Here is a 23,303-nt window from a genome sequence, read left to right as displayed (position 1 = left end):
CATCAAAATGCCATCAGCCTGCGCCTGTTGGCGTCATCGGCTCAACCCGCGTTCTGCTCTTCTCCGAGGATCCGGTCGAGCGCCTCGTCGAGATGGGTCTCGAAGTCGGCGAGCGCCCGCTCCTGCCCCAGCGGCACCAGCTTGTCCGTACGGTCGAGGAAGGCGAGCAGCGGAGGGATGCCCACCCTGAACCGCGCCTGATCGGCGCCGACCTGAAGCCTGATCAGGGCCTCGTCCAGCATCGCGGAGTCGGTGGGTTCGACGCGCACATCCCCGTCCCCGCACGGCCTGCCCACCCCGTCGACCAGCAGCTCCCGCCCGAAGGTCCAGGTCACCGGGGCGTCCCCCGGCAGATGGAACGTCAGCCGCACGGCATAGGGGTCCGCGAGCTCGTAGCGCAGCTCCACCGGGATGCGAAACGACAGCTCCTCGGAAACAAGGAAGCTCATCATGACCTCTGCCTGCACCGTCTCGCCCATCGCGCCCTACCCCGTCACTTGGCCCTCAAGTGGCCAGGAACCAGCTCCCTGACACATCTGGCATCTTGCTTAACGTGAGCACCAGATCACAAGGAGTGAGTTTTCAGATGCTGATAGAGAAGGCGAGTGTCCCTAGTAGCTTTCCGATCTCCCGCTGCAACTTTTCGGCCGCCGGCAGCAGTCGATCGGCTTGCGAGGAGGGTACGGAAATGGCCATGGTCGCCGCGGTGTCCCCGGCCATGATCGGGACAGCCGCGCAGAGCGTCCCGAGCGCGTACTCCTGGCGCTCCACGACGGGCCGCATGCGCTCTATCGCGTCGAGCCGCCGGATGAACGTGCGGTCGTCCCGGACCGAGTAGCGCGTGATCGACTGAACCGGGTAGCGGTCGAGGTGGTCCTGTCTTGCCTTGTCGTCGAGCTGGCCCAGCAGGCACTGGCCGATCGCGTGGGCATGTCCCGTCTCCCGGAAGTCCGCCCATTCCTCGACGGCGGGGTTGCCCGGGGTGTCCGCGACGGCCATGACTTCGATCTCCCCCTCCCGGTAGACGGCGAAGTACACGGGGACGCCGATGGTGTCGCGCCAGTGCGCCAGGGTCTCGTCGATCCTTGCGCGTCGGTTCTGCTGCGCTCCGCTGCTGCTCAGCCGCTCGGCTGCCTCGCCGAGCACGAACACGCCCTTGTCCCGGCGCAGATAGCCCTCGTGGGTCAGGGTGCGGAGCAGGTGGTACGCGGTGGGGAGCGCGATTCCCGCCTCCCGCGCCAACTGCTTTGCGGGCGCCCCGCTCTGGTGCGACGCGGCGGCTTCCAGCAGGCGCATCGCCCGCTGGACGGAACCGATGAGGGTCGGCCCGCCGACGGGGTCCGTGCCGGTGGCGGAGTCTGTGCCCGTGACAGAGTCCGTGCCGGTGGCGGTGGTGGGGTCCGTGCCGGCCGGTGATGTGGTGGCGTCGACCGGCGAGCTGGTGGTGTCGACCGGTGAGGTGCTGGTGTCGACCGCGGCCAAGGTTCACTCCCGAAGCGCGTGGAGGGCCCGCCCGTGCCCGGGTAGTGAGGGAAGAGCGGTACGCGTATGCCCGTCCGCGGGGATCGGCCCCCACGTCGGATTCCGGACTCTAATCCTCGGCCACCGTCCTACGGCGCCCCACCGGGAAACTTCCCCCGCCCGAGGGAACCCCCGGGAAGAATCACCAGTCGGTACGCGACGAGGACGAGCCGGATATGAACTTCCGTACGACATAGATGAGTCCGCCGACCAAGGCTACGAATAGGAGTGCCTTGAAGAGCAGGCCGACCACGAATCCGACCACGGTCGCTATCAAGCTGCCGAACACGACGAGTGCGACGACCGGCACGGCCACCCACTTCACCCACCACGGCATTCCCGCAAAGATCTCCTTGGTTGCCATCGTCCTTACCTCTCTCCGCTCTGCTTCTGAATCTCCGCAGGTTCCTGGCTTCTTGCATTCGATGCTAGGGCGCCGAAGGGCTCCGCGGGGGCCTCGGAGCCCTTGTCCTCCCCTGATCCGACCCTTAGGGAACCCCGAGGTCGGAGCCCTGAAGAGGTCAACCTGCGGAGGGAGATCAGGACTCCGGAGGAGAGAACACTACGAGCACCCGCAGGTCCTCGCTGATGTGGTGGAACTTGTGGGCGACACCGGCCGGCACATAGACCACGCTGCCCCGCGCCACCTGCGTCGTCTCCATGCCCACGGTGATCGCCGCGCGCCCGCTGACGACCATGTACACCTCGTCCTGCCCGTGCGGCTGCTGCGGGTCGGTGTCCCCGGCATTGAGCGCGTACAGCCCGACCGACATGTTCTTCTCGCGCAGGAACTGCAGATACGCGCCGTCGTTAGCGGCACGCTCCGCCTCCAGCTCGTCCAGCCGGAAAGCCTTCATCGCCGTCGTACACCCCTCGCTGATGACCGTGCTGCCACTGCGCGCCCTGCTGGTCGCGGGCCCAGGTGGGCCGACCGTTCCCGGCCCGTGTCTGCCACGATCAGACACATGAAGAATTTCGTAGTCAAGACGATCGCGAACGCCGCGGCCCTGGCCGTCGCCGTATGGCTGCTCGACAAGATCACCCTGACCGGCGACAGCACGGGCAAGAAGGTCGGCACGCTCATCGTCGTCGCCCTGCTCTTCGGGCTGGTGAACTTCCTGGTCAAGCCCGTGGTGAAGGTCCTCACCTTCCCCCTGTTCATCCTGACCCTCGGCCTGATCACCCTGGTGGTCAACGCCCTGATGCTGCTGCTCACCTCGTGGCTGGCCGACAAGTTCGACGTGAGCTTCCACGTCGAGGGGTTCTGGACCGCCGTTCTGGGTGGCCTGATCATCTCGGTCGTGTCGTGGGCCATGAACGTCGTCCTGCCCGACGACAACGACTGACCGAGCGGTCCGGGGCGTACCCGAGAATGGTGGAGGCGGCGAGCGAAGGCCTGCTCGGCGCTGTACGTGAAGCAGTGGAAAGGCGGGCGGCATGACGGAATCGGGACCCATAGGAAACAGCGGCGCCAACGGCGACGGCTCGGCCCGGCGCGGTGGCCCGCAGGAATCCCACGGCAGCGGTGCGGGTCTCGGCGACGGTACGCGGGCGGTCCGGGTCGGACTGCCCGAGCCGGTGAAACACGAGCCGACGCTGCCCGGTCCTGTCTTCGCCGCACACTTCCACCTGCCGGGCGACCCCACGGGCGGCTACGCCTACGGGCGCGACGACAACCCCACCTGGACGCATCTGGAGCGCGCCATCGGCGAGCTCGAGGCGCCGGACTCGGGTGCGGACGTCGAGACCCTGGTCTTCGCCTCCGGCATGGCCGCGATCTCGGCGGTCCTGTTCTCACAGCTGCGCGCCGGTGACGCGGTGGTCCTGCCGGACGACGGCTATCAGGTCCTGCCGCTGGTCCGCGAGCAGCTCACGGCGTACGGCATCGAGGTGCGCACCGCCCCGACGGGCGACGACGCCCAGCTCGACGTCCTGGACGGCGCCAAGCTGCTGTGGATCGAGACGCCGTCCAACCCCGGGCTCGACGTGTGCGACGTGCGGCGGCTCGCCGATGCGGCACACGCGCGTGGCGTGCTGGTGGCGGTCGACAACACCCTGGCGACACCGCTCGGCCAGCGCCCTCTCGAACTCGGCGCGGACTTCGCGGTGGCCAGCGGCACCAAGATGCTCACCGGCCACGGAGACATCCTCCTGGGGTACGTCGCCTGCCGTGACGCGGAGCTGACGGCGTCGGTGCGGCGCTGGCGCAAGATCGTCGGGGCGATCCCCGGGCCGATGGAGGCCTGGCTCGCGCATCGCTCGCTGGCCACGCTGCAGCTGCGTGCCGACCGGCAGAACGCGAATGCGCTGGCCCTCGCCGAGGCCCTGCGCGGCCGCGCCGAGGTGGCAGGACTGCGCTATCCCGGGCTGCCCGACGATCCCTCGTACAAGGTCGCCTCGCGGCAGATGCGCCGCTTCGGGTGCGTGCTCTCGTTCACGCTGCCGACGCGCGCACGTGCCGAGCGTTTCCTCGGAGCGCTGCGTCTGGTCGACGACGCGACCAGCTTCGGCAGCGTGCGGTCGACGGCCGAGCGCCGCGGGCGCTGGGGTGGCGACGCCGTTCCGGAGGGCTTCATCCGCTTCTCCGCGGGCGCCGAGGACCCCGACGACCTCGTGGCGGACGTGCTGCGTGCGCTGGACGAGGCGTCCGCTTCCGACGACTGACCGGCCCCGGGCGCTCGCTCCGGCGCCCCGGCTACGTACAACGAACGGTCCGAGCCTCCCCCCTCGTGGCTCGGACCGTTCCGGTTCCGCGCGCGAAGAACCGCGCGAACAAGGCTAGTTGACTCTGTGTCAGTGTCCAATCACAGTAGCGACAGAAAGCTATCGACATATTTATAGTTGGGCGCGCCCTGAGAACACGAAGGGGAGGCACGTCGCCATGGATCTGGCCCTGCTGCGCACCTTCGTGACGGTGCACCGGGCTGGCTCCTTCACCCGCGCGGCAGCTCTGCTCGGGCTCTCCCAGCCTGCCGTCACGTCCCAGATCCGCACGCTGGAGCGGCAGTTGGGAAGGCCCCTCTTCCTACGTCAGGCCCGCGGGGTGACCCCCACGACCATCGGCGACGAGCTCGCGCACAAGGCCGCACCCCATCTGGACGCCCTGGTGGAGATCGTCGAGACCGGTCTCGACGAGGACTCGTCGGTACGCACTCTCCACCTCGCGGGACCGCCGGAGTTCACCGCGGAGCGCGCACTGCCCGCACTCACCGCTCTGACCGACCAGGACGGCCACAGCCACGCCTTGCGTGCCTCGTTCGGCACCGCCGAGGAGACGCTGGAAGGGCTCGCCGCAGGCCACCACGACCTCGCCATCACCACGGTCAGGCCACGCGGCCCGCTGCTCACCGCGACACCGCTCTGCGACGAGGAGCACGTCCTGGTCGCGGGGGAGCGCTGGGCGGCCCGTGTGGGGGCCGACGGGCTGCATCACCGGGCAACGCTGCCGTTCGAGAATCTTCCGGTGGTCGAGGTCCACGAGTCGCTGCCGTTCGTCTCCCGCTACTGGGCCGCCGTCTTCGACGCCCGCCCCACGGCGTCGGGCGCCGTCATCGTGCCGGATCTGCGCGCCGTCCTCGCCTGCGCGACCGCGGGCGCGGGGCTCGCCGTCCTGCCCCGCTACCTGTGTGCCCCGGCCCTGGAGCGCGGCGACATCGTGGCTCTGCTCGACCCTGTGGTGCCCCCCTTGCGTACGTACTTCTTGGCAGTACGCACCGGAACACTCTCCATGCCGCACATTGCGCGGGCGCACGAGTGGCTTCTGCGCGCTGCGGTCGACTGGGCTTGATGGGGGGCCCGACTGGTTCACGATGTTTCACGTGGAACAGTCCGGGCCACATTTCCCCCATGACCGTCCGACCCGTGGTCAAGCGCACCGCACGCGCCGTCCTGCTGGACGGAGACGACCTGATCCTGATCAAGCGCAGCAAGCCGGGCGTCGATCCGTACTGGGTCACTCCGGGAGGCGGCGTGGAGCCGGAGGACGACTCCGTCGTCGACGCGCTCCATCGCGAGGTTCTCGAGGAACTGGGCGCCAAGATCACCGATGTCGTGCCCTGCTTCGTCGACACCGTCGAGCACATCGGCGAGGACGGCGGCGCGACCGGTGTGAAGGTGCAGCATTTCTTCGTCTGCCGCCTGGAGTCCATGGACACCGGCCTGCGGCACGGCCCCGAGATCGAGGAGCCGTGCGGCGAGTACGAGATCGTGCACGTGCCCTTCACGAGGGTCGGCATCGCCTCGGTCCATCTCGTACCGCTGTCCTTGCGGCACTATCTGGACGGCAACATCGAGGGCGTACGCGCGATGCACGCCCCTGACCTGGGCTGACGCCTCCGCCCCGAGCTGGGCGACCTCCACCGACCCGGAACAGGGCCTGCCTACTCCGACGCCACCAGTTCCTCGACGGCGTCGTGGCGGATCCGGCCCTCCGGGATACCGATGTCCCTCAAGGCGTCCACGCCGTTGCGGATCATGCCGGGCGGTCCCGAGAGGTACGCGTCGTACTCGTTCCACGGGCCGTACTCGCGCACGGCGTCCGGCAGCTGGGCCCGCTGGTCGACGACCGGCCGGACGGCGAGCCAGGGGTGGGACTGCTGCAGGCGCAGCATCGTGTCGATGTCGTACAGGTCGTGATCGGTGCGCGCTCCGTAGAAGACCTCCACGGGGCGTCGTCTGCCGTGTTCCGCGACGTCCTCGACGAGGGCCTTGATGGGCGCGATGCCCGTGCCGCCGCCCAGACAGAGCAGTCCGCTGTCGGTGGTGTGGTCGACGGTCATCGAACCGGTGGGCGGGCCGAGCCGCAGGATGTCACCGGGACGGGCGTGGTGCACCAGGGCGTTGGAGACCCACCCGGCGGGCACCGCCTTGACGTGGAAGGACAGCAGCCCGTCCGGGCGCGGGGCCGACGCGAAGGAGTAGTGCCGCCAGACGCGGGGCCACCAGGGGGTCTCCAGGCTGGTGTACTGCCCTGCGAGGAAGGGGTACGGCTGATCGGGCCGGACCGTGACGACAGCGATGTCAGAGGTCCTGAGGTCGTGCGAGACGACCTCGGCGAACCACCAGGCGGGGGCGCGCAGCTCGTCCTCGGCAGCCGCGTCGATCATGACCTGGGAGATCGTCGTGTACGTCCGGACCCAGGCGGCCTCGGTCTCCTGGTCCCAGATCGCGCTCGCGTACCGGCTCAGGGAGCCGATCAGGCACTCGCCGACGGCCGGATAGTGCTCGGGCTGGGTGCCGTACTTCCGGTGTCCGCGCCCGAGGTTCTTCAGGTACGAGACGAGGACGTCGGTGTGGTCGATGTGCTCGGCGGCGGTCAGCAGCGCCTTGAGGATCCGGTCGCGCTGGGTGTCCATCGCCACGGGGAACAAGGCGCGGAGGTCGGGGTGGCGGGTGAAGAGCAGCGCGTAGAAGTACGAGGTGACCTTGTCGGCGACGGGCGCTATTTCGGCCATCGTGCGCTGCACCAGCACGGCATCGGGGGAGGCCTTCTGTGCCGCCTTCGGCTGCTGGGCGGATATCGGGGGCGCTGTGGACTGCGCCTGAGGAGACACGGGCTGCGCCTGAGGAGGAACAGTCCGCTGCTCGGGCGGAACGGCCGGGGCGGCGGATATTCGCCTGTCCTGCGGTTCGGCGGCGGGCGGCGCGAAGGCGCCGGGAAGGGCCTCCGTGGCGGGCGGCGCGGAAGCGTCGGGCTGGTGCTGCTCCCCGTTCTCCGGCCCCTGTGGCGTCTTTCGCGGGGTGAACCAGCCGCCTCCGTCGCCGGAAGTGCTGTCATCCGCCGACGTGGTGGTCGGAGCGTCCATGCTGTGCCTCGCCTCGAACATCTCTCGGTCGGTCTGCGCACTCCCTGCCGGAAGCTGCTTGCTGTCCCCGCCCTGTGCCGTCCCCGCCCTGTCTCTGTCCCCGCGCTTTCCGCCTCGATGGCTGATATGGCCACATTGAACCTCGACCCCGGACCCTACGGACAAGTAGGTCGAGAATGTGACATTGGCCGCAGCTGCCTCATCGCAGCATCCCATTCCCCGCCGCCGCGTCGGCGGCATAACAAGAAGTACGGGTTCTTGATCTCTATGCCCCGTTAGGCTTCTTTTACCTGCGCGCCGCGCCCCCGGAGTGCGAAGAGACCCACCCGGCACGGACCTTGATCGACCATACCGGCAGCCGCCGGACGCACAAGGCCCTCTCCCCTTCGCCTTGAATTCAAGGGGCCTGCCTGCCAATTGCCTCAATTACCGGTCGTGCCGGACCAATTCGTACGCCTTACGCAGATCACGCCCGACATAGGAGTGCGTGGCCAGGCTCACCAGCCGTTGATCCGCATTGATCGCCACGGAAACGGGCACCGCGCCGAACAAGTCCAGGTCGGAAAGCGAGTCACCGTACGCGACGCAATCGTCCCTGCCCAGCCCGAACTCTTCACAGAGCCGGTCCGCGATCTTCACCTTGGCCGCCGCGTTGAGGATGCCCGTCGGATCGACGGGCTCGGTGAACGGCACGGCAGGGAAGACCGACCCGTGCGCGGCATGGGCGCCCCACCCGACGAGCCGCTCCACGAAGAACGACGGTGAGAGGGACACGACCGCGCAGTAGTCACCGCCCTCCCGGATCTCGGCCCAGGTCTCCTGGATGCCGTCGAGCCAGGGGGCGCCCTCGAAGGCCGCCGTCACTTGTGCCTCCGTGAGCTCCGCCCACAGGGCGTGCACTCGCGCCGCGTACTCGGGTGAGCCGAGGTGCCCTGCCACGAAGTCCCGCTCGAGTTCGGTGATCTCCGCGTCCAGACCGAGCTGCCGCGAGATCTCCACCGGAGCCGCCGTGCCGTGCAGCAGCGTCCCGTCCAGATCGAAGAGGTGTAGGCGTGCCATGTCCGCCGAGGCTAGTACCCACGGCTGCTTCTGCCGTCGGAAGCCCCCGTCTTCTCCCTCGGTGCCGTGTTTCACGTGAAACGAGCAGCTGAACCGTGGCCAAAAGCTACGTGCTTCTGCCCACAAACGGGTGGACGCCGAGGATGTACGTCAGACAGCCTGACCCGCGTGTCGACACCTTCCCTCTCCGCACCGCCCATCCGCCGACTGACCCCCCGCGATCTGCGGGCCTGCGCCGATCTGTCCGAGGACCGGGGCTGGCCGCGTGAAGAACACAAGTGGGGCCTGCTGCTGTCGGCCGGAACGGGCTACGGCATCGACGCCCCTGACGGCAACGGCCTCATGGGCGCCTACGTAGTGACCCAGTACGGCCCTTATGAGCGCCCCGGTCTCGCGGCGATCGGCATGGTCCTCGTAGCCGAGCGGTACGCCCGCCAGGGCCTCGGCCGCCGACTGATGCAGTACGCCATCGAGGAATCGGGCACCACCCCTCTGACCCTCCACGCGACCCCGAACGGCCGCCCCCTCTACGAGCAGCTCGGCTTCGAGGTGATCGGCCGGGCCGAGATGGTCAGGGGGCGCTTCGCTCCGGTGGGAGCACTGCCCGATGTCGCCACCCGGCCCGCCACCGCGGAGGACCTGACCGCCATCATCCGGCTCGACACCGAGGTCTTCGGCCACGACCGCATGCATGTGATCACCCGGCTCCCCGCCTTCACGGACCAGCTGCGGGTCGCGGTGGCCGACGGCAGGATCGTCGGCTACGCGGGCGCCTGGCCCAACATGGAGACACATGTCGTGGGCCCGCTCGTCGCACGGGACACCAAGACCGCGAAGGCCCTGATCGCCTCCCTCGGCGCCGGTACGGACCGACCGCTGCGCACCGACATCGACGTGCGGCATGAAGAGCTTCTGGCGTGGGTGAAGGAGAGCGGCCTGGAGTCCGTCGCATTCAACGCCGTGATGGCGTATGGAACGCCGGAGCTTCCCGGCGACTGGTCCCGCCGTTTCGCCCCGCTGACGGTCGCGGCGGGCTGATCCGGCAGTCGCCGCCGCCGGAAACTGCCGCGTCGACCACCGTCGGAAGCTGCCGCTTCGCAGAAAGGCCCGCCCCCGGAATCTCCGGGAGCGGGCCTTCTCGTATGCCTCTGACCTGCTACGCGAGGGCTTCGACGGCCGCCGTCGCGAAGCCGTGGTCCTGCTCGGGCGCACCGCCGCCGACACCGACCGCACCGATCAGACGGCCGTCACGGTGGACCGGAACCCCGCCCGCGATGAAGAGCAGGGGGCGGTCGAGCGCGGTGGGCAGGGTGTGGAAGAGGCCGCCGGGCTGGACCGCGTCGACGAGGTCGGCGGTCGGGGCGTTCAGCTGAAGGGCGGTGTACGCCTTGCGGGTGCTGGTCTCACCGGAGATCAGGACGGCCCGGTCGTCACGCCGGAAGGCGAGGAGGTGGCCGCCCGCGTCGAGGACGGTGACGCTGACCGTGACACCGGCTTCCTCGGCGGCGCGGCGGGCCGCGGTGACGAGGGCCTCGGCGTCGCCGATGGTCAGCGGGGCGACAGCGGTGGGGGTGGTGGTGCTCATGAGGGGTTTCTCCTTGCGGGGTGGTGCTTGGGGGTACGGAGGGGGATGGAGGGTCAGTAGTGGACAGGCGTCCGCTGCTCGACCGGTGCCGCGCTCGCCACGATCGGGCTGAGTGCTCCGGAGCGACGCTCCAGGGCGGCCGAGACGATGGCCAGGACGAGGGCGGAAGCGGCGAGCACCGCGCCGACCCAGTTGGGGGCGGTGTAGCCGAACCCGGCGGAGATGACGAGCCCTCCGAGCCAGGCCGACAGCGCGTTGCCCAGGTTGAAGGCGCCGATGTTGACCGCGGAGGCCAGCGTCGGGGCGCCCGAGGCGTAGTCCAGGACGCGCTTCTGCAGGGGCGGCACGGTCGCGAAGCCCAGCGCTCCGATCAGCAGCACGGTCACGGCGGCCGCGACCTTGTTGTGCGCGGTGAAGGTGAACAGGCCGAGCACCAAGGCGAGGGAGCCGAGCGTCACGTACAGCATCGGCATCAGCGCGCGGTCCGCGAGCCGTCCCGCGACGAGGTTGCCGCCGACCATGCCGAGTCCGAAGAGGACGAGCAGCCAGGTCACGGAGGAGTCCGCGTAGCCGGCGACGTCCGTCATCATCGGCGTGATGTAGGTGATGGCCGCGAAGACGCCGCCGAAGCCGAGGACCGTCATCGCCATGGCGAGCAGCACCTGTACGTTCCGGAAGGCCCCGATCTCGTCCCGCAGCCGTACGCCTTCGGGCTTGGGCAGGTCCGGCACGAGCTTGGCGATGCCGAACAGGCCGACCACACCGAGGGCGGCGACGATCACGAAGGTGATCCGCCAGCCGATGGCCTGGCCCACCAGCGTGCCGAGCGGAACGCCGACCACGTTGGCGACCGTGAGGCCGGAGAACATCATGGCGATGGCCCCGGCCTTCTTCTCGGGAGCGACCAGCTCGGCCGCGACGACCGAGCCGATGCCGAAGAAGGCGCCGTGCGCGAGAGAGGCGACGACACGGCCGGCCAGCATCACGCCGAAGACCGGGGCCACGGCGGAGAGCAGGTTGCCGACGACGAAGAGGCCCATCAGCAGCATCAGCATGCGCTTGCGCGGGATGCGGGTGCCGAGGGCGGTCATCAGCGGGGCGCCGAGCACGACGCCGAGGGCGTAGCCGGTCACGAGGAAGCCGGCCGTCGGGATGGAGACACCGAAGTCACCCGCGACCTCGGGAAGCAGCCCCATGATCACGAACTCGGTGGTTCCGATTCCGAAAGCCCCGATCGCGAGGGCCAGAAGCGCGAGAGGCATGGATCTACCTTCCAAACGGTTGCAGGTGCGCTTAACGTGCGTCCACAATAGTTGCAGACGCGGGCTATATGCAAGCGCTGGATATTGCACCGGGTGGACTACTCTGGGTGCAGCCGCTCCGGAACGGAGGAACAAGAGCCATGACAGCGACAGACCCCGCACTCACCGCGCTCGCCCAAGGCTGGTGCGCCCTCTCTTTGCTCCACGGGAAGATCGAGGCCCACGTAGAGCGCGCTCTCCAGGCCAAGCACGGCCTGAGCGTGCGGGAGTACGGGCTCCTGGACGTGCTCAACCGCCAGCACGACGGCGAAGGTGGCCACCTGCAGATGAAGCAGGTCGCCGACGCCGTGGTCCTGAGCCAGAGCGCGACCACACGCCTGGTGACCCGGCTGGAGGAGCGCGGGCTGCTGGCCCGCTATCTGTGCCCCACCGACCGCCGCGGCATCTACACCGACGTCAGCGAGACCGGCGCCGCGCTCCTCGCCGAGGCGCGTCCCACGAACGACGCCGCCCTGCGCGAGGCGCTCGACGAGGCCGCGCAGAACCCGGAGCTCGCGCCATTGGTCAATGCCGTCGAGACGCTGTGCGTGGCCGCGTAACCGCGCAGACCCATGGGCCGAGGCCTCCGCATAGGCTGCGGTCCATGGGAGATCTTGAAATACGCCCTGCTGTCGCCGCGGATCTGCCCGCCATCGTGGGCATGCTCGCCGATGACCCCTTGGGCGCGGCACGCGAGTCGCCGGACGACCTCACTCCGTACGTCACGGCGTTCGAGCGGCTGGCCGGTGACCCGAACCAGCATCTGGTCGTCGCCGTGCGCGAGGGACGCGTCGTCGGCACGCTCCAGCTCACGATCGTTCCGGGGCTCTCCCGGAAGGGCGCCACTCGCTCGATCATCGAGGGCGTACGCGTGCACGCCGACGAGCGCGGCAGCGGGCTCGGTACGCGGTTCATCGAATGGGCCGTTGCGGAATCCCGGCGCCAGAACTGCCAGTTGGTGCAGCTGACGTCCGATGCCACCCGTATCGACGCCCATCGCTTCTACGAGCGGCTCGGGTTCTCGGCGTCGCACCTGGGCTTCAAGTTGCAGCTCTGAAGCCACTCTTGGTTGCGGCGGCAGCGGCATCTGCACCGGCAGATGCGCCCGTTTCACGTGAAACAGGGCCTGTTTCACGTGAAACAGGCCCCGTCACCATGCATCGCGAGGAACCCCGAAAGACCAGGGGAACCAGAGAGGCAGAAGGCTAGAAGCCCCGCCACCCCTGCGCGTCCACCCCGCCCGGAATCGGCGCCCCCTCGTCGTACGGCTTGCGGGCGAAGACGAACGACCCCACATCGAGGTGGCTCACCGATCCGTCAGGCCGCCGTACCGCCTTCAACAGCTCCCCCGCGTAATACCCGTTGAGCCCCGTCCATGTGCCGTCACCGTTGGGCCGGAACTGAGCCGAGCGCCCCGCCCCGGACAACGGCCCCAGCTCCACCCCGCCATCGGCCGTCAGACGCAGCACGAGCACCTGAGTCCCCCAGTACCAGGGGCCCGCCAGCTCCAGCACCTTCTGGTCGACTTCGGGGAGCGGCCGCCACGGCTCCGGGATCCGGGGCTCGGCATCGGCCACGATCTTCACCAGATCCACGGCCAGCGCCGCCACCGGCGGCCCTGACGTGCAGTTGGCGAGCGCGACCGCGGCCAGACCGTCCGCCTCGCTCACCCACAGGGCGGCCAGGAAGCCCGGCAGCGAACCGCCGTGCCCCGCCAGGCTGCCCCTCTCCCACCGCAGCAGGTCCACTCCCAGGCCGTACGCCCTGTCCCATTCCCCGGTCGGCAGCGGCGCCGACGGCGTCCGCATCTCCCGTACGGAATCCGCACCGAGGACCCGGTCGTCGCCCTTGACCAGGAAGTGTCCAAAGCGCACCAGGTCCGCCGTCGTGGACCACAGCTGACCGGCCGGCGCCATCAGGCCCAGGTCCTCGACGGGCTCCGGCATCATCACGTCCGCCCACGGGTGCACGGCCCAGCCTCCGGCATGCGGAGCCTGGGGCTGCGCACTCGTACGGTTCAGCCCCAGCGGTTCGAGCACCTCGCGGTGCAGCACGTCCTCCCACGGAGCGCCCCGCAGCGCCTCCACCAGCGAACCCAGCAACGTATAGCCGGGGTTGGAGTAGTGGTGGCGCCTGCCGACAGGGTGCTTGAAGGGTTCCTCACCAAGGATGTCCGCGAGCTCCGGGCGAGTCGTTCCCGGAGTGCGCTCCCACCACTCTCCCGGCGTCTCGGCCGCCAGCCCACCGGTGTGCGCGAGGAGTTCGGCGATCGTCGCCTCCCCCGCGCCGGTTCCCGGCAGGTGCTTCTCCAGCGGGTCGCCGAGGTCAAGGACGCCCTCGTCACGCAGCCGCATCACCAGTACGGCGGTGAAGGTCTTGGTGATCGAGCCGATGCGGTACTGGACGTCCTCGTCCGGCTCGTGCCCGTCCACCATGCTGCGGCCACCGGCCCAAACCAGCTCACCGTCCCGGGCCACCGCAGCCACCAGTGAGGGGGACCGGCCCTCCGTCTGGGCGGTGGCGATTCGGTGCAGCAGGGCTCGGCGGGTGGAAGGGAGCAGCTCTTCACGGGGTGTTGTCATGGGACCAGTTCACCTGGGAGTCGCCCGTGCGTCGAGCGAATTCGACGGGCCTCGCCGACATGCCTCTCCGGGTCAGCACTCCCAAGGCTGTGAGCCCGCGCGCCGCCGGGTGGTGATGTTGATCCTGTTGAGCATGTTGGCCACGCCGATGGCGAGGACGATCGCCGCCAGCTCCCGCTCGGTGAAATGGTGCGCGGCCTCGCCCCAGATCGCGGCAGGCACCGGGTCGGGCCGGTCGGCGAGCCGGGTGGCGGCCTCCGCGAGGGCGAAGGCGGAGCGCTCCGCGGCCGTGAAGCAGGACGAGTGCCGCCAGCCTGCCACCGCCGAGCGCTGCTCCTCGGTGGCGCCCGCCGCGGCGGCACTGCGCGCGTTCCCGTCCACGCAGACGCTGCTTCCGTTGATCTGGCTCACGCGCAGCTGCACCAGCTCGATCGTCGCCTGGGACAGTCCCTGCTTCCTGGTGACCTGGGACAGGTTCAGCAAGGCCGTCATGGCCTCAGGGATGATCAAGGCGGGGTTCTGCATACGAGCCTGCATGAGTTTTCTCCTCAAGCGTCTGCCCGGCGCCGCTGTTGGCCGCAGTGGCGTCGTTGTGGTCCGTCATTGCACCGACGAATCGCGACGCGGAGATGTGAGCGTCCCCGGCGACCAGAGGCCGGCGGCCGTCCCGTCGCGCAGGTGCTGCTCGTAGGTGACGACCTTGCCGTGGACGACCTCCAGGCAGGCGTTGAGGTCGTCGATCTTCGCGCGTACGTCGCGCTCGTGCTCCTGGAGAAGCGCCAGGCGGTCCCGCTCGTTACCGGGCCCGGAGCGTACGAGCGCCGCGAACTTCTTGATCGTGGCGATCGGCATGCCCGAGACCCGAAGCCGCCCGCACAGCAGGAGCCAGTCCACGTCAGCCTGTTCGTAGCTGCGCCGCCCTCCGCCGGTCCGCGGGATCTCGCGCAGGAAGAGCCCTTCCCGCTCGAAGAACCGCAGCGCGTGCACGCTCAGGCCGGTTGCCTCGGCGACCTTCCCGATGGACAGGCCACTCGTGTTCCCCTCGGGCGCGGCGCCCGGATACTCGCTCATGACGCGACCGTACGTTGCTGGTCGAGCTGTCTCTTGACCTAGCGCACGCTCTAGGTTTTAGCGTCGCAGCCATGATCACCGAACAGCGGAAGCTCGGCACGGGCTTCGGCGCCCACAGCACGGCCGACGACGTTCTCGCAGGCATGCAACTGGCGGGCACCACGGCCCTTGTGACCGGTGGATACTCCGGCCTCGGGCTCGCGACGACCCGCGCCCTCGTCCGCGCGGGCGCGCACGTCGTCGTCCCCGCCCGCCGCCCCGAGACCGCCGAGCACGCCCTGCGCGGCCTGCCCAGGACCGAGGTGCACGCCCTCGACCTCGCGGACCTGGACAGCGTCCGCGTCTTCTCCGAACGCTTCCTCGACACCGGCCGCACGCTCGGCATCCTCATCAACGGCGCGGGCATGATGGCCTGCCCGGAGACACGCGTCGGCCCCGGCTGGGAGGCTCATTTCGCCGTCAACCACCTCGGGCACTTCGCACTGACCCACCGTCTGCGCCCGGCCTTCGCACCGGACGGGGCCCGCGTCGTGGCCGTCGCCTCCTCCGGACACTTCCTCTCCGGCATCCGCTGGACCGACCTCCACTTCCGCACCGGCTACGACCGGTGGCTGGCCTACGCCCAGTCCAAGACCGCCAACGCCCTCTTCTCGCTGCACCTGAACCACCTCGGCGCCGACCATGGCTTGCGCGCCTACGCCGTGCACCCCGGCAGCATCCTCACTCCGCTGCAGCGCCACATCCCGCGCGAGGAGTGGCTCGCGCAGGGCTGGGTGACTCCGGACGGGACGCCCGCCGTCGGCTTCAAGACCCCGGAGCAAGGCGCGGCAACGGCGGTGTGGGCGGCGACCTCGCCCCTGCTGGACGGCCGGGGAGGGGCGTACTGCCAGGACTGCGACATCGCCGGACCGGCCACCACCGACGACATGCTGATCGGCGGCGTCAAGCCCTGGGCCGTCGATCCCGACGCGGCGGCCCGGCTCTGGGACGTCTCCTGCGAGCTCACCGGGCTCAGCGCGTTCTGAGGTTCTGGCTCCGAGCAACATCCGAACGCTGCCGGAAGATGGACGCGTGCAGCTTCCCTACACCTACCGCGTGACCAAGTACGACCCGGCCGACCGCGACGCCCACGGTCACTACACCGGCGCCGAGGACAGCGTCAGCGACCACGGCGCGCAGGAGGCGGCCTACCTCCACGCGGTCCAGGCGTTCGCCGAGGAGGCCGGGATCGACCGGCTGTCCGTGCGCGAGCCGTCAGTCCCGTCCCTCGCGCACTTCGGCACCGGGCACCCTCCGGCCGACGCGGGGCACGGCTCGGGCAGCGTGGGGCTCGGCGCGCTCTTCCCGGCCGGTCCCGACGGCATCCACGACGGTTTCCACGACGGGGCGGAAGTACCGCTGGCCGTCGGGCTCGAGCTGACGCGTCTCATGCTGCGCGAGTCGGGTGCCTGGTGCCGACTGGAGTGGGAGGACGCGTTCGCCGTGCACGTGGGCTGGGACCAGTACCTCTATGTCGGCAGCGGTCGGCCCGTCGAAGGGGCCTTGGCCCGGACCCGCGCTCTGGGGCTGTTCCCGGAGCGCCTGGAAGCCTCTCCGTACGACGTGAAGACCGACGACGAGGGCATGGTCCGGCCGGGCGACGACGAGTTCTGGGACTGCGTGAGCTGGGCGGTCGCCACCGGCCGTGCCGGGCTCCTGGAAGAGACGTACATCGATGGCGTGACGCGCTGGCACCGACTCGCCCACCGAGCCGTCGAAGAGGTCCGCTCCCGGATCGCTCCTCGCGCCCGTCTCGCCGTGTGGCCCGGCCTGTCGTCCGACACCGCAGCGGTCCTCGACGGCCTCCCCGCGGACGGCTTGGTCGAAGGGGTCTGGCAGGACGGGGACGGCCTGATCCACAGCGCTGTCGTCGACGAGACCGAGTTCGAGCAGTTGGCCGACCGGATGTCCGGGGCCGACGCGGCGGCGCTCCTGTCCATGGACGCCGATGAGCGCGTCCCGTTGTTCACCGCCGTCGTGCCGGACAGCGACGGAGTGATCCGCGCCCGCTGGCGGACCGACCCCGCCCCCGGTGACCGCACGTACGCCTTCCTCAAGACGCTCCGCCGAGGTGACATCACCAGCGGCACGGTGGTCCACGTCGCCGACTTCGGTGTCACCTTCGTGGACATCGGCGGCAACGTCGGCATGGCCGACAGCTCCGATATGGCCGACAGCTCAGGCTTCAAGGCGATCATCAACATCCCCGAGCTGTCCTGGCGCCACCTCGACCACCCGTCCGAAGCCGTCTCCGTCGGCCAGCAGATCCGCGCCGAGATCCTCGACATCGACTTCGCGCGTGAACGCGTGTCCCTGTCCCTCAAGGCCCTCCACGAAGACCCGATGCCTCAGCTCCAGGCAATGATCGGTCGGACAGTAGTAGGCCCCGTCACCAAGATCGTGCCGTTCGGTGTCTTCGTACGCATCGAGGAGCGGGCGGACGGCTTCGAGGGGCTGGTGCACAACTCCGAACTGGAGGACGCGCCTTCGGACGGCCCTCAGCCCGGCATCGAGGTCGGCGCCATCCTCCGGGTCAAGATCCTCGACGTGGACCCGGCCCGGCGACTCATCACCCTCTCGCACCGCCGGGCCGCCCCGGAGGCGTGACCCCGGACGGGGTACGAACCCTCAGCTTGCGCCCTGCCTGCGTCATCGCCTGCAGTGCCTCGCGTGCGGTTACCTACTCCGGTGCCTGGAAGCCGCCGATCTCCTGCTCGAGCAGCTCGGCCAGCCGAAGCGGGGTGCGGTCCTCGAACATCGGGCCGATGAGCTGCACTCCCACGGGCAGACCTTCGGGGGACCGGCCCGTGGGGATGGCGGTGGCGGGCAGGCCGGGCATGGTGGCCAGACCGGCCCAGACGAGCTGGTCGAAGTACGGGTACTCGACGCCGTCGATGTCGATCCGGCGCTCTCTCGGATCGGGGTTGTGGTCGTGCGGGAACGCGGGAGTGGGCGTGATGGGGCACAGCACGGCGTCGAACTCCGCGAAGAGCTGCCGCCAGCCATGGCGGTGGACCTCACGACGGTTGTTCGCCTCCATCCAGTCACGGTGGCTGCACACCATGCCGCGCAGCAGCGCCGCATCGAGGCTCTGGTCGTCCGCGCTCAGTCCGGCGGCGTGCGCCCGCACCTGCTCGTACTCCTCGACGGGGAAACGTGCGACGGAACTCGAGAACAGCAACTGCCGGTAGAGCATGGCGGCTTCGGTCAGATCGGGCAGCAGCGGAGTGCGCCGTTCGACGTGGGCGCCGCCGTCGGCAAGCGCGTCGGCCACACGCCGCACGCCCGCCCGCACCGCGGAGCCGGTCGGAATGATCGGATGCTCGTCGAGGACCAGGACCCGGAAGTCGCCGAGCCGCTCGTGGCGCGCGGGCGGCAGCGTCAAGTCGTACGCCATACCGTGCGTCAGCGGATCCGGTCCGGCCATGACGTCGAGCAGGAGCGTGAGGTCGCGGGCGCTGCGCGCCATCGGCCCGACGACGGCGAGGTCGGGTTCGGTCGGCAACGCCGGTCCGGGCGGCGGGACCATACCGCGGGTCGCCGCCAGCCCGAGCGTCGGCTTGTGCGCGTAGACGCCGCAGAAGTGTGCGGGGGTGCGCAACGAACCGGCGATGTCGGAGCCGATGGACAGCGCGCCGAATCCGGACGCCAGGGCCGCCGCCGATCCGCCGGAGGATCCACCCGATGTGCGGCTGTGATCCCACGGGTTGTTGGTGGTGCCGTAGATCTCGTTGAAGCTCTGTATGTCCTGCAGCCCCAAGGGCACATTGGTCTTGCCGAGCACCACCGCACCTGCGGCCTTGAGCCGCGACACCTGCACCGCGTCCTCGGTCGGCATGAAGTCCCGATGTGCCGGCATGCCCCAATTCGTGGGCATACCGGCGATGTTGTAGGACTCCTTGACCGTCACCGGAATGCCGAGCAGCGGCCCGTCCTCACCGTCGGCGCGCGCCTGGTCGGCGCGGCGCGCGGCGTCCCGTGCACCGTCGAAGTCCGGCACACAGATGGCGTTGATCGGCTTGTCGTCCCGCTCGATACGGGCGATCGCCTCATCGGTCAGTTCTGCCGAGGTCACTTCACCGGCACGCAAGGCAGCCGTCATTTTCTCGGCCGTCAGAAAAATCTGCTCCATGAATCGGGGACCGTAACGGCACCTCGAGGAGGGCAGGAAATGCCGATTCGCACAAGCCGTTGATCAGGTCTGCGCCATGTCCACGAAGCGCGAGTAGTGGCCCTGGAAGGCAACGGTGATCGTCGCCGTGGGGCCGTTACGGTGCTTGCCCACGATGATGTCCGCCTCGCCCGCGCGCGGTGACTCCTTCTCGTACGCATCCTCGCGGTGCAGCAGGATCACCATGTCCGCGTCCTGCTCGATCGAGCCGGACTCACGCAGGTCGGAGACCATGGGCTTCTTGTCCGTGCGCTGCTCGGGGCCACGGTTCAGCTGCGAGAGCGCGATGACCGGCAGCTCCAGCTCCTTGGCCAGCAGCTTCAGGTTTCGCGACATGTCCGAGACCTCCTGCTGGCGGCTCTCGGACCGCTTGGATCCGCCGGACTGCATCAGCTGCAGGTAGTCGATGACGACGAGCTTCAGGTCGTTCCGCTGCTTGAGGCGGCGGCACTTGGCGCGGATCTCCATCATCGACAGGTTCGGGGAGTCGTCGATGTAGAGCGGGGCCGCGGAGACGTCCGGCATGCGCCGGGCGAGGCGCGTCCAGTCCTCGTCGGTCATCGTGCCGGAGCGCATGTGGTGCAGGGCCACGCGCGCCTCGGCGGACAGCAGACGCATGGCGATCTCGTTGCGCCCCATTTCGAGCGAGAAGATCACGCTCGGCATGTTGTGCTTGATCGAACAGGCCCGCGCGAAGTCGAGGGCCAGCGTCGACTTACCCATGGCGGGACGGGCCGCGATGATGATCATCTGGCCCGGGTGCAGGCCGTTGGTGAGCTGGTCGAGGTCGGTGAAGCCGGTCGGCACACCGGTCATCTCCCCCGACCGCGAGCCGATCGCCTCGATCTCGTCGAGAGCGCCCTCCATGATGTCGCCGAGCGGGAGGTAGTCCTCGGTGGTGCGCTGCTCGGTGACCGCGTAGATCTCGGCCTGGGCGCTGTTGACGATCTCGTCGACGTCGCCGTCGGCCGCGTATCCCATCTGCGTGATCTTCGTGCCGGCCTCCACGAGGCGGCGCAGCACCGCTCGCTCGTGGACGATCTCCGCGTAGTACTCCGCGTTCGCCGCGGTCGGGACCGTTTGGACCAGTGTGTGCAGATACGATGCGCCGCCGACCTTGGTGATCTCACCGCGCTTGGTGAGCTCGGCCGCCACGGTGATCGGGTCGGCCGGCTCGCCCTTCGCGTAGAGGTCGAGGATCGAGGCGTAGATCGTCTCGTGCGCCGGCCGGTAGAAGTCGTGGCCCTTGAGGACCTCGACGACATCGGCGATGGCGTCCTTGGAGAGCAACATGCCGCCGAGCACCGACTGCTCCGCGTCGAGATCCTGCGGGGGGACGCGCTCGAACGACGAACCCCCGCCGTCCCAACCGCCCTCGCGGCCGCGGTCGTGCTGTTCGTCACGGCCCCTGCCACCCTCGCGGCGCTGGCGGGAGACGGGCAGACGGTCACTGGGACCGCTGTCGGCCCAGGGGTCGTCCAAAGGCTCGGAGATACTCACCGGGCCACCTCCTCCCGTCCGCCGTGCGGACCTCGCCGTGCCCCTCTTTCCTACGGCACGACACTGACAAATAAGGGGGCCCAACTCCGGTTCTGACGCGTCGGTTTTTCGGTCTTTCCGAGGTCGTACGAAGAGGCGGGCGCCGGACCACGGTAGGCCTGTGGGCACCGTCAGCCAATCTGGTTATCCACAGGCGGTGTGGATGACGGGCCCGATGCTGTGGAGAACTCCGCCAAACCTGTGCACGGCCCGGTGGACAGCCCTGTGAACAAGCCCTCAGCGAGTTTGTGAAACACGCCCTGACCTGCGACTTTCCCATCCACCGGCTGTGCAGAAGAAAAACTTTCCCAGTCGGACCAAGATCCCCGCAAACGACGCGTGACGGCGCGCCCGACAGGAGATCGAGTAAGGGTCGTAATACCATTGCATCTCTTACCTGTGGAAGATTAGATTGGTGTCCATGACACAGGCTCCCGCGCCGCCCAAGGTCGCCCGGCGAAGGCACGACCGAGAGATCATCGCCCTCGCCGTTCCCGCGTTCGGCGCCCTGGTCGCCGAGCCCCTCTTCGTGCTGGCCGACAGCGCCATCGTCGGGCACCTCGGCACCGCCCAGCTGGCCGGTCTCGGCGTCGCCTCGGCGCTCCTCACCACCGCGGTGAGCATCTTCGTCTTCCTCGCCTACGCCACCACAGCCGCCGTCGCCCGGCGCGTGGGCGCCGGTGACCTCCAGGCCGCCATCCGGCAGGGCATGGACGGCATCTGGCTCGCACTGCTCCTCGGTGCCGCCGTCATTGCCGTCGTCCTGCCCACCGCACCCGCCCTCGTGGACCTCTTCGGCGCCTCCGACACCGCGGCTCCGTACGCCGTCACGTATCTGCGGATCTCCTCACTCGGCATCCCCGCCATGCTCGTCGTGCTCGCCTCCACCGGCGTGCTCCGCGGCCTGCAGGACACCAAGACTCCGCTGTACGTGGCGATCGGCGGCTTCGTCGCCAACGGTGTCCTCAACATCGGCCTGGTCTACGGCGCCGACCTCGGCATCGCCGGCTCCGCCTGGGGCACCGTCATCGCCCAGTGCGCCATGGCCGCCGTGTACCTCTTCGTCGTCGTACGCGGCGCCAAGCGGCATGGCGCCTCACTGCGCCCCGATGCCGCCGGGATCCGGGCCTGCGCACAAGCCGGTGCGCCGCTCCTGGTCCGCACGCTCTCGCTGCGCGCCATCCTGATGATCGCGACCGCCGTCGCCGCCCGCCTCGGCGACTCCGACGTGGCCGCCCACCAGATCGTTCTGTCCCTGTGGAGTTTGCTGGCCTTCGCGCTCGACGCCATCGCCATTGCCGGGCAGGCGATCATCGGACGCTACCTGGGCGCCAACGATCCGGAGGGCGCCCGCGCCGTCTGCCGCCGGATGGTTCAGTGGGGCGTCGTCTCGGGGGTCGTGCTCGGTCTGCTGGTCGTTCTCGCGCGGCCGGTGTTCATCCCGCTCTTCACCAGCGACGGCAGCGTCCAGGACGCGGCACTGCCCGCCCTCGTCGTGATCGCCCTCGCTCAGCCCATCTGCGGCATCGTCTTCGTGCTGGACGGCGTCCTGATGGGTGCGGGCGACGGACGGTACCTCGCCTGGGCGATGATCGTCACGTTGGCCGCCTTCACCCCCGTCGCCCTGCTCGTACCGACCCTCGGCGGTGGCCTGACCGCCCTGTGGGGAGCGATGACGCTGATGATGGCGGTGCGGATGCTGACCCTGTGGCTGCGCTCCCGCTCCGGCCACTGGATCGTCACGGGCGCCACGCGCTGACCGCTACGCAGCACCACTCGGTGAGCGTTTGACAGCACCACGCGCTGAGTATTTCGCGCTGTTTCACGTGAAACAGCGCGCCCTCCGCGCCGGACGTTCCACGAAGCACGTTGGGCCGCACCCCAAGGGGTACGGCCCAACGGTTGCTTCAGCTCTGCCAAGCGCAATGCTTAGGCAGAGACGACCTCGACGTTGACCTTCGCGGCAACCTCGGGGTGCAGACGCACGGACGTCGCGTGGGCGCCCAGCGTCTTGATCGGCGCGCCCAGCTCGACACGGCGCTTGTCGACCTTCGGACCACCGGCAGCCTCGATCGCCGAAGCGATGTCGGCCGGGGTGACAGAACCGAAGAGACGACCGGCGTCGCCGGAGCGAACGGCCAGACGGACCTTGACGCCCTCGAGCTGGGCCTTGATCTCGTTGGCCTGCTCGATGGTCGCGATCTCGTGGATCTTGCGCGCACGACGGATCTGCGCGACGTCCTTCTCGCCACCCTTGGTCCAGCGGATCGCAAAGTTCCGCGGGATCAGGTAGTTACGGGCGTAGCCGTCCTTGACGTCTACGACCTCGCCGGCGGCGCCGAGGCCGGAGACCTCGTGGGTGAGGATGATCTTCATTAGTCGGTCACCCTTCCCTTATCGCGCGGTGGACGTGTAGGGCAGCAGCGCCATCTCACGGCTGTTCTTAACGGCCGTGGCGACGTCACGCTGGTGCTGCGTGCAGTTGCCGGTCACGCGGCGGGCACGGATCTTGCCGCGGTCGGAAATGAACTTCCGCAGCATGTTCGTGTCCTTGTAGTCCACGTACGTGACCTTGTCCTTGCAGAAAGCGCAGACCTTCTTCTTAGGCTTGCGCACAGGCGGCTTCGCCAT

General features: G+C 69.1%; 25 protein-coding genes. 10 read left to right on the top strand and 15 right to left on the bottom strand.

All coding sequences use genetic code 11. The features are described 5' to 3' along the window. Nucleotides 1–41: 41 nt before the first annotated feature. From ABZV77_RS25640 to ABZV77_RS25625, 4 genes are all read right to left on the bottom strand, one after another. A complete protein-coding gene (locus ABZV77_RS25640) occupies nt 42–479 on the bottom strand; it encodes an SsgA family sporulation/cell division regulator (protein WP_356261148.1) in 438 nt (145 codons plus the stop codon). Nucleotides 480–582: 103 nt separating this feature from the next. Further along, nucleotides 583–1,317 carry a helix-turn-helix domain-containing protein gene (locus ABZV77_RS25635; protein WP_356261614.1) on the bottom strand — a complete coding sequence of 245 codons (735 nt, stop codon included), beginning with the start codon at nt 1,315–1,317 and terminating at the stop codon, nt 583–585. A 346-nt stretch (nt 1,318–1,663) separates the two neighbouring features. Then, nucleotides 1,664–1,885 (bottom strand): DUF5326 family protein, encoded by a 222-nt coding sequence (locus tag ABZV77_RS25630; protein WP_356261145.1) that lies wholly within the window; start codon nt 1,883–1,885, stop codon nt 1,664–1,666. 175 nt (nt 1,886–2,060) lie between these two features. Beyond that, complete coding sequence (locus ABZV77_RS25625) at nt 2,061–2,378, bottom strand: cupin domain-containing protein (protein ID WP_356261142.1); 318 nt, start codon at nt 2,376–2,378, stop codon at nt 2,061–2,063. A 108-nt stretch (nt 2,379–2,486) separates the two neighbouring features. Between ABZV77_RS25625 and ABZV77_RS25620 the strand changes: the two genes are divergently transcribed. The 4 genes from ABZV77_RS25620 to ABZV77_RS25605 all read left to right on the top strand — a co-directional run bounded on the left by ABZV77_RS25620 (nt 2,487) and on the right by ABZV77_RS25605 (nt 5,850). Continuing rightward, on the top strand, nt 2,487–2,867 hold the full coding sequence (locus ABZV77_RS25620; RefSeq protein WP_356261139.1) for a phage holin family protein: 381 nt from the start codon (nt 2,487–2,489) through the stop codon (nt 2,865–2,867). A gap of 91 nt (nt 2,868–2,958) precedes the next feature. Then, the gene (locus ABZV77_RS25615) at nt 2,959–4,185 is read left to right on the top strand and encodes a cystathionine gamma-lyase (RefSeq protein WP_356261136.1); all 1,227 of its coding nucleotides are present in this window, start codon (nt 2,959–2,961) and stop codon (nt 4,183–4,185) included. A 217-nt stretch (nt 4,186–4,402) separates the two neighbouring features. Continuing rightward, nucleotides 4,403–5,308: a LysR family transcriptional regulator gene (locus ABZV77_RS25610; protein ID WP_356261133.1), complete on the top strand. Its 906-nt coding sequence runs from the start codon at nt 4,403–4,405 to the stop codon at nt 5,306–5,308. Between the two features lie 59 nt (nt 5,309–5,367). Further along, nucleotides 5,368–5,850: an NUDIX hydrolase gene (locus ABZV77_RS25605; RefSeq protein WP_356261130.1), complete on the top strand. Its 483-nt coding sequence runs from the start codon at nt 5,368–5,370 to the stop codon at nt 5,848–5,850. A 50-nt stretch (nt 5,851–5,900) separates the two neighbouring features. Here ABZV77_RS25605 and ABZV77_RS25600 read toward each other — a convergent pair whose 3' ends face one another. Together ABZV77_RS25600 and ABZV77_RS25595 are read right to left on the bottom strand one after the other, a co-directional pair. Beyond that, entirely contained in the window at nt 5,901–7,325 is a 1,425-nt protein-coding gene (locus ABZV77_RS25600) for a globin domain-containing protein (protein ID WP_356261127.1), read from the bottom strand. A gap of 426 nt (nt 7,326–7,751) precedes the next feature. Then, the gene (locus tag ABZV77_RS25595; protein WP_356261124.1) at nt 7,752–8,384 is read right to left on the bottom strand and encodes an HAD-IB family phosphatase; all 633 of its coding nucleotides are present in this window, start codon (nt 8,382–8,384) and stop codon (nt 7,752–7,754) included. Nucleotides 8,385–8,552: 168 nt separating this feature from the next. Between ABZV77_RS25595 and ABZV77_RS25590 the strand changes: the two genes are divergently transcribed. After that, on the top strand, nt 8,553–9,422 hold the full coding sequence (locus ABZV77_RS25590; protein ID WP_356261122.1) for a GNAT family N-acetyltransferase: 870 nt from the start codon (nt 8,553–8,555) through the stop codon (nt 9,420–9,422). A gap of 118 nt (nt 9,423–9,540) precedes the next feature. Here ABZV77_RS25590 and ABZV77_RS25585 read toward each other — a convergent pair whose 3' ends face one another. Together ABZV77_RS25585 and ABZV77_RS25580 are read right to left on the bottom strand one after the other, a co-directional pair. Continuing rightward, on the bottom strand, nt 9,541–9,969 hold the full coding sequence (locus ABZV77_RS25585) for a heme-binding protein (RefSeq protein ID WP_356261120.1): 429 nt from the start codon (nt 9,967–9,969) through the stop codon (nt 9,541–9,543). A 53-nt stretch (nt 9,970–10,022) separates the two neighbouring features. Then, complete coding sequence (locus ABZV77_RS25580) at nt 10,023–11,231, bottom strand: MFS transporter (RefSeq protein ID WP_356261118.1); 1,209 nt, start codon at nt 11,229–11,231, stop codon at nt 10,023–10,025. A 140-nt stretch (nt 11,232–11,371) separates the two neighbouring features. Here ABZV77_RS25580 and ABZV77_RS25575 point away from each other — a divergent pair, with 140 nt between their 5' ends. Both ABZV77_RS25575 and ABZV77_RS25570 read left to right on the top strand, forming a co-directional pair. Then, entirely contained in the window at nt 11,372–11,830 is a 459-nt protein-coding gene (locus ABZV77_RS25575; RefSeq protein WP_356261116.1) for a MarR family transcriptional regulator, read from the top strand. 44 nt (nt 11,831–11,874) lie between these two features. Beyond that, nucleotides 11,875–12,327, top strand: coding sequence for a GNAT family N-acetyltransferase (locus ABZV77_RS25570; RefSeq protein ID WP_356261114.1), 453 nt, complete (start codon nt 11,875–11,877; stop codon nt 12,325–12,327). A gap of 148 nt (nt 12,328–12,475) precedes the next feature. Here ABZV77_RS25570 and ABZV77_RS25565 read toward each other — a convergent pair whose 3' ends face one another. The 3 genes from ABZV77_RS25565 to ABZV77_RS25555 all read right to left on the bottom strand — a co-directional run bounded on the left by ABZV77_RS25565 (nt 12,476) and on the right by ABZV77_RS25555 (nt 14,923). Then, nucleotides 12,476–13,852, bottom strand: a complete 1,377-nt coding sequence (locus ABZV77_RS25565) for a serine hydrolase domain-containing protein (protein ID WP_356261112.1) — start codon at nt 13,850–13,852, stop codon at nt 12,476–12,478. A gap of 72 nt (nt 13,853–13,924) precedes the next feature. After that, nucleotides 13,925–14,389, bottom strand: coding sequence for a carboxymuconolactone decarboxylase family protein (locus ABZV77_RS25560; protein ID WP_356261109.1), 465 nt, complete (start codon nt 14,387–14,389; stop codon nt 13,925–13,927). A 63-nt stretch (nt 14,390–14,452) separates the two neighbouring features. Beyond that, nucleotides 14,453–14,923: a MerR family transcriptional regulator gene (locus ABZV77_RS25555; RefSeq protein ID WP_356261107.1), complete on the bottom strand. Its 471-nt coding sequence runs from the start codon at nt 14,921–14,923 to the stop codon at nt 14,453–14,455. Nucleotides 14,924–14,994: 71 nt separating this feature from the next. Between ABZV77_RS25555 and ABZV77_RS25550 the strand changes: the two genes are divergently transcribed. Continuing rightward, nucleotides 14,995–15,948 (top strand): SDR family NAD(P)-dependent oxidoreductase, encoded by a 954-nt coding sequence (locus ABZV77_RS25550; protein ID WP_356261105.1) that lies wholly within the window; start codon nt 14,995–14,997, stop codon nt 15,946–15,948. Nucleotides 15,949–15,994: 46 nt separating this feature from the next. Further along, complete coding sequence (locus ABZV77_RS25545) at nt 15,995–17,569, top strand: S1 RNA-binding domain-containing protein (RefSeq protein WP_356261103.1); 1,575 nt, start codon at nt 15,995–15,997, stop codon at nt 17,567–17,569. A 73-nt stretch (nt 17,570–17,642) separates the two neighbouring features. On the opposite strand, the gene ABZV77_RS25540 is transcribed toward ABZV77_RS25545, so the two are convergent. Next, nucleotides 17,643–19,094, bottom strand: a complete 1,452-nt coding sequence (locus ABZV77_RS25540) for an amidase (protein ID WP_356261100.1) — start codon at nt 19,092–19,094, stop codon at nt 17,643–17,645. Nucleotides 19,095–19,157: 63 nt separating this feature from the next. Continuing rightward, nucleotides 19,158–20,633, bottom strand: a complete 1,476-nt coding sequence (gene dnaB, locus ABZV77_RS25535; RefSeq protein ID WP_055565785.1) for a replicative DNA helicase — start codon at nt 20,631–20,633, stop codon at nt 19,158–19,160. A gap of 460 nt (nt 20,634–21,093) precedes the next feature. Here dnaB and ABZV77_RS25530 point away from each other — a divergent pair, with 460 nt between their 5' ends. Further along, complete coding sequence (locus ABZV77_RS25530) at nt 21,094–22,431, top strand: MATE family efflux transporter (protein ID WP_356261098.1); 1,338 nt, start codon at nt 21,094–21,096, stop codon at nt 22,429–22,431. Nucleotides 22,432–22,601: 170 nt separating this feature from the next. Here ABZV77_RS25530 and rplI read toward each other — a convergent pair whose 3' ends face one another. Further along, a complete protein-coding gene (gene rplI / locus ABZV77_RS25525) occupies nt 22,602–23,048 on the bottom strand; it encodes a 50S ribosomal protein L9 (protein ID WP_268772296.1) in 447 nt (148 codons plus the stop codon). Between the two features lie 18 nt (nt 23,049–23,066). Continuing rightward, on the bottom strand, nt 23,067–23,303 hold the full coding sequence (gene rpsR, locus ABZV77_RS25520) for a 30S ribosomal protein S18 (protein ID WP_003949403.1): 237 nt from the start codon (nt 23,301–23,303) through the stop codon (nt 23,067–23,069).

This window comes from Streptomyces sp. NPDC004732 (assembly GCF_040609235.1).
Classification (GTDB): Bacteria; Actinomycetota; Actinomycetes; order Streptomycetales; family Streptomycetaceae; genus Streptomyces.
This window is presented reverse-complemented; position numbering and strand designations above follow the sequence as displayed.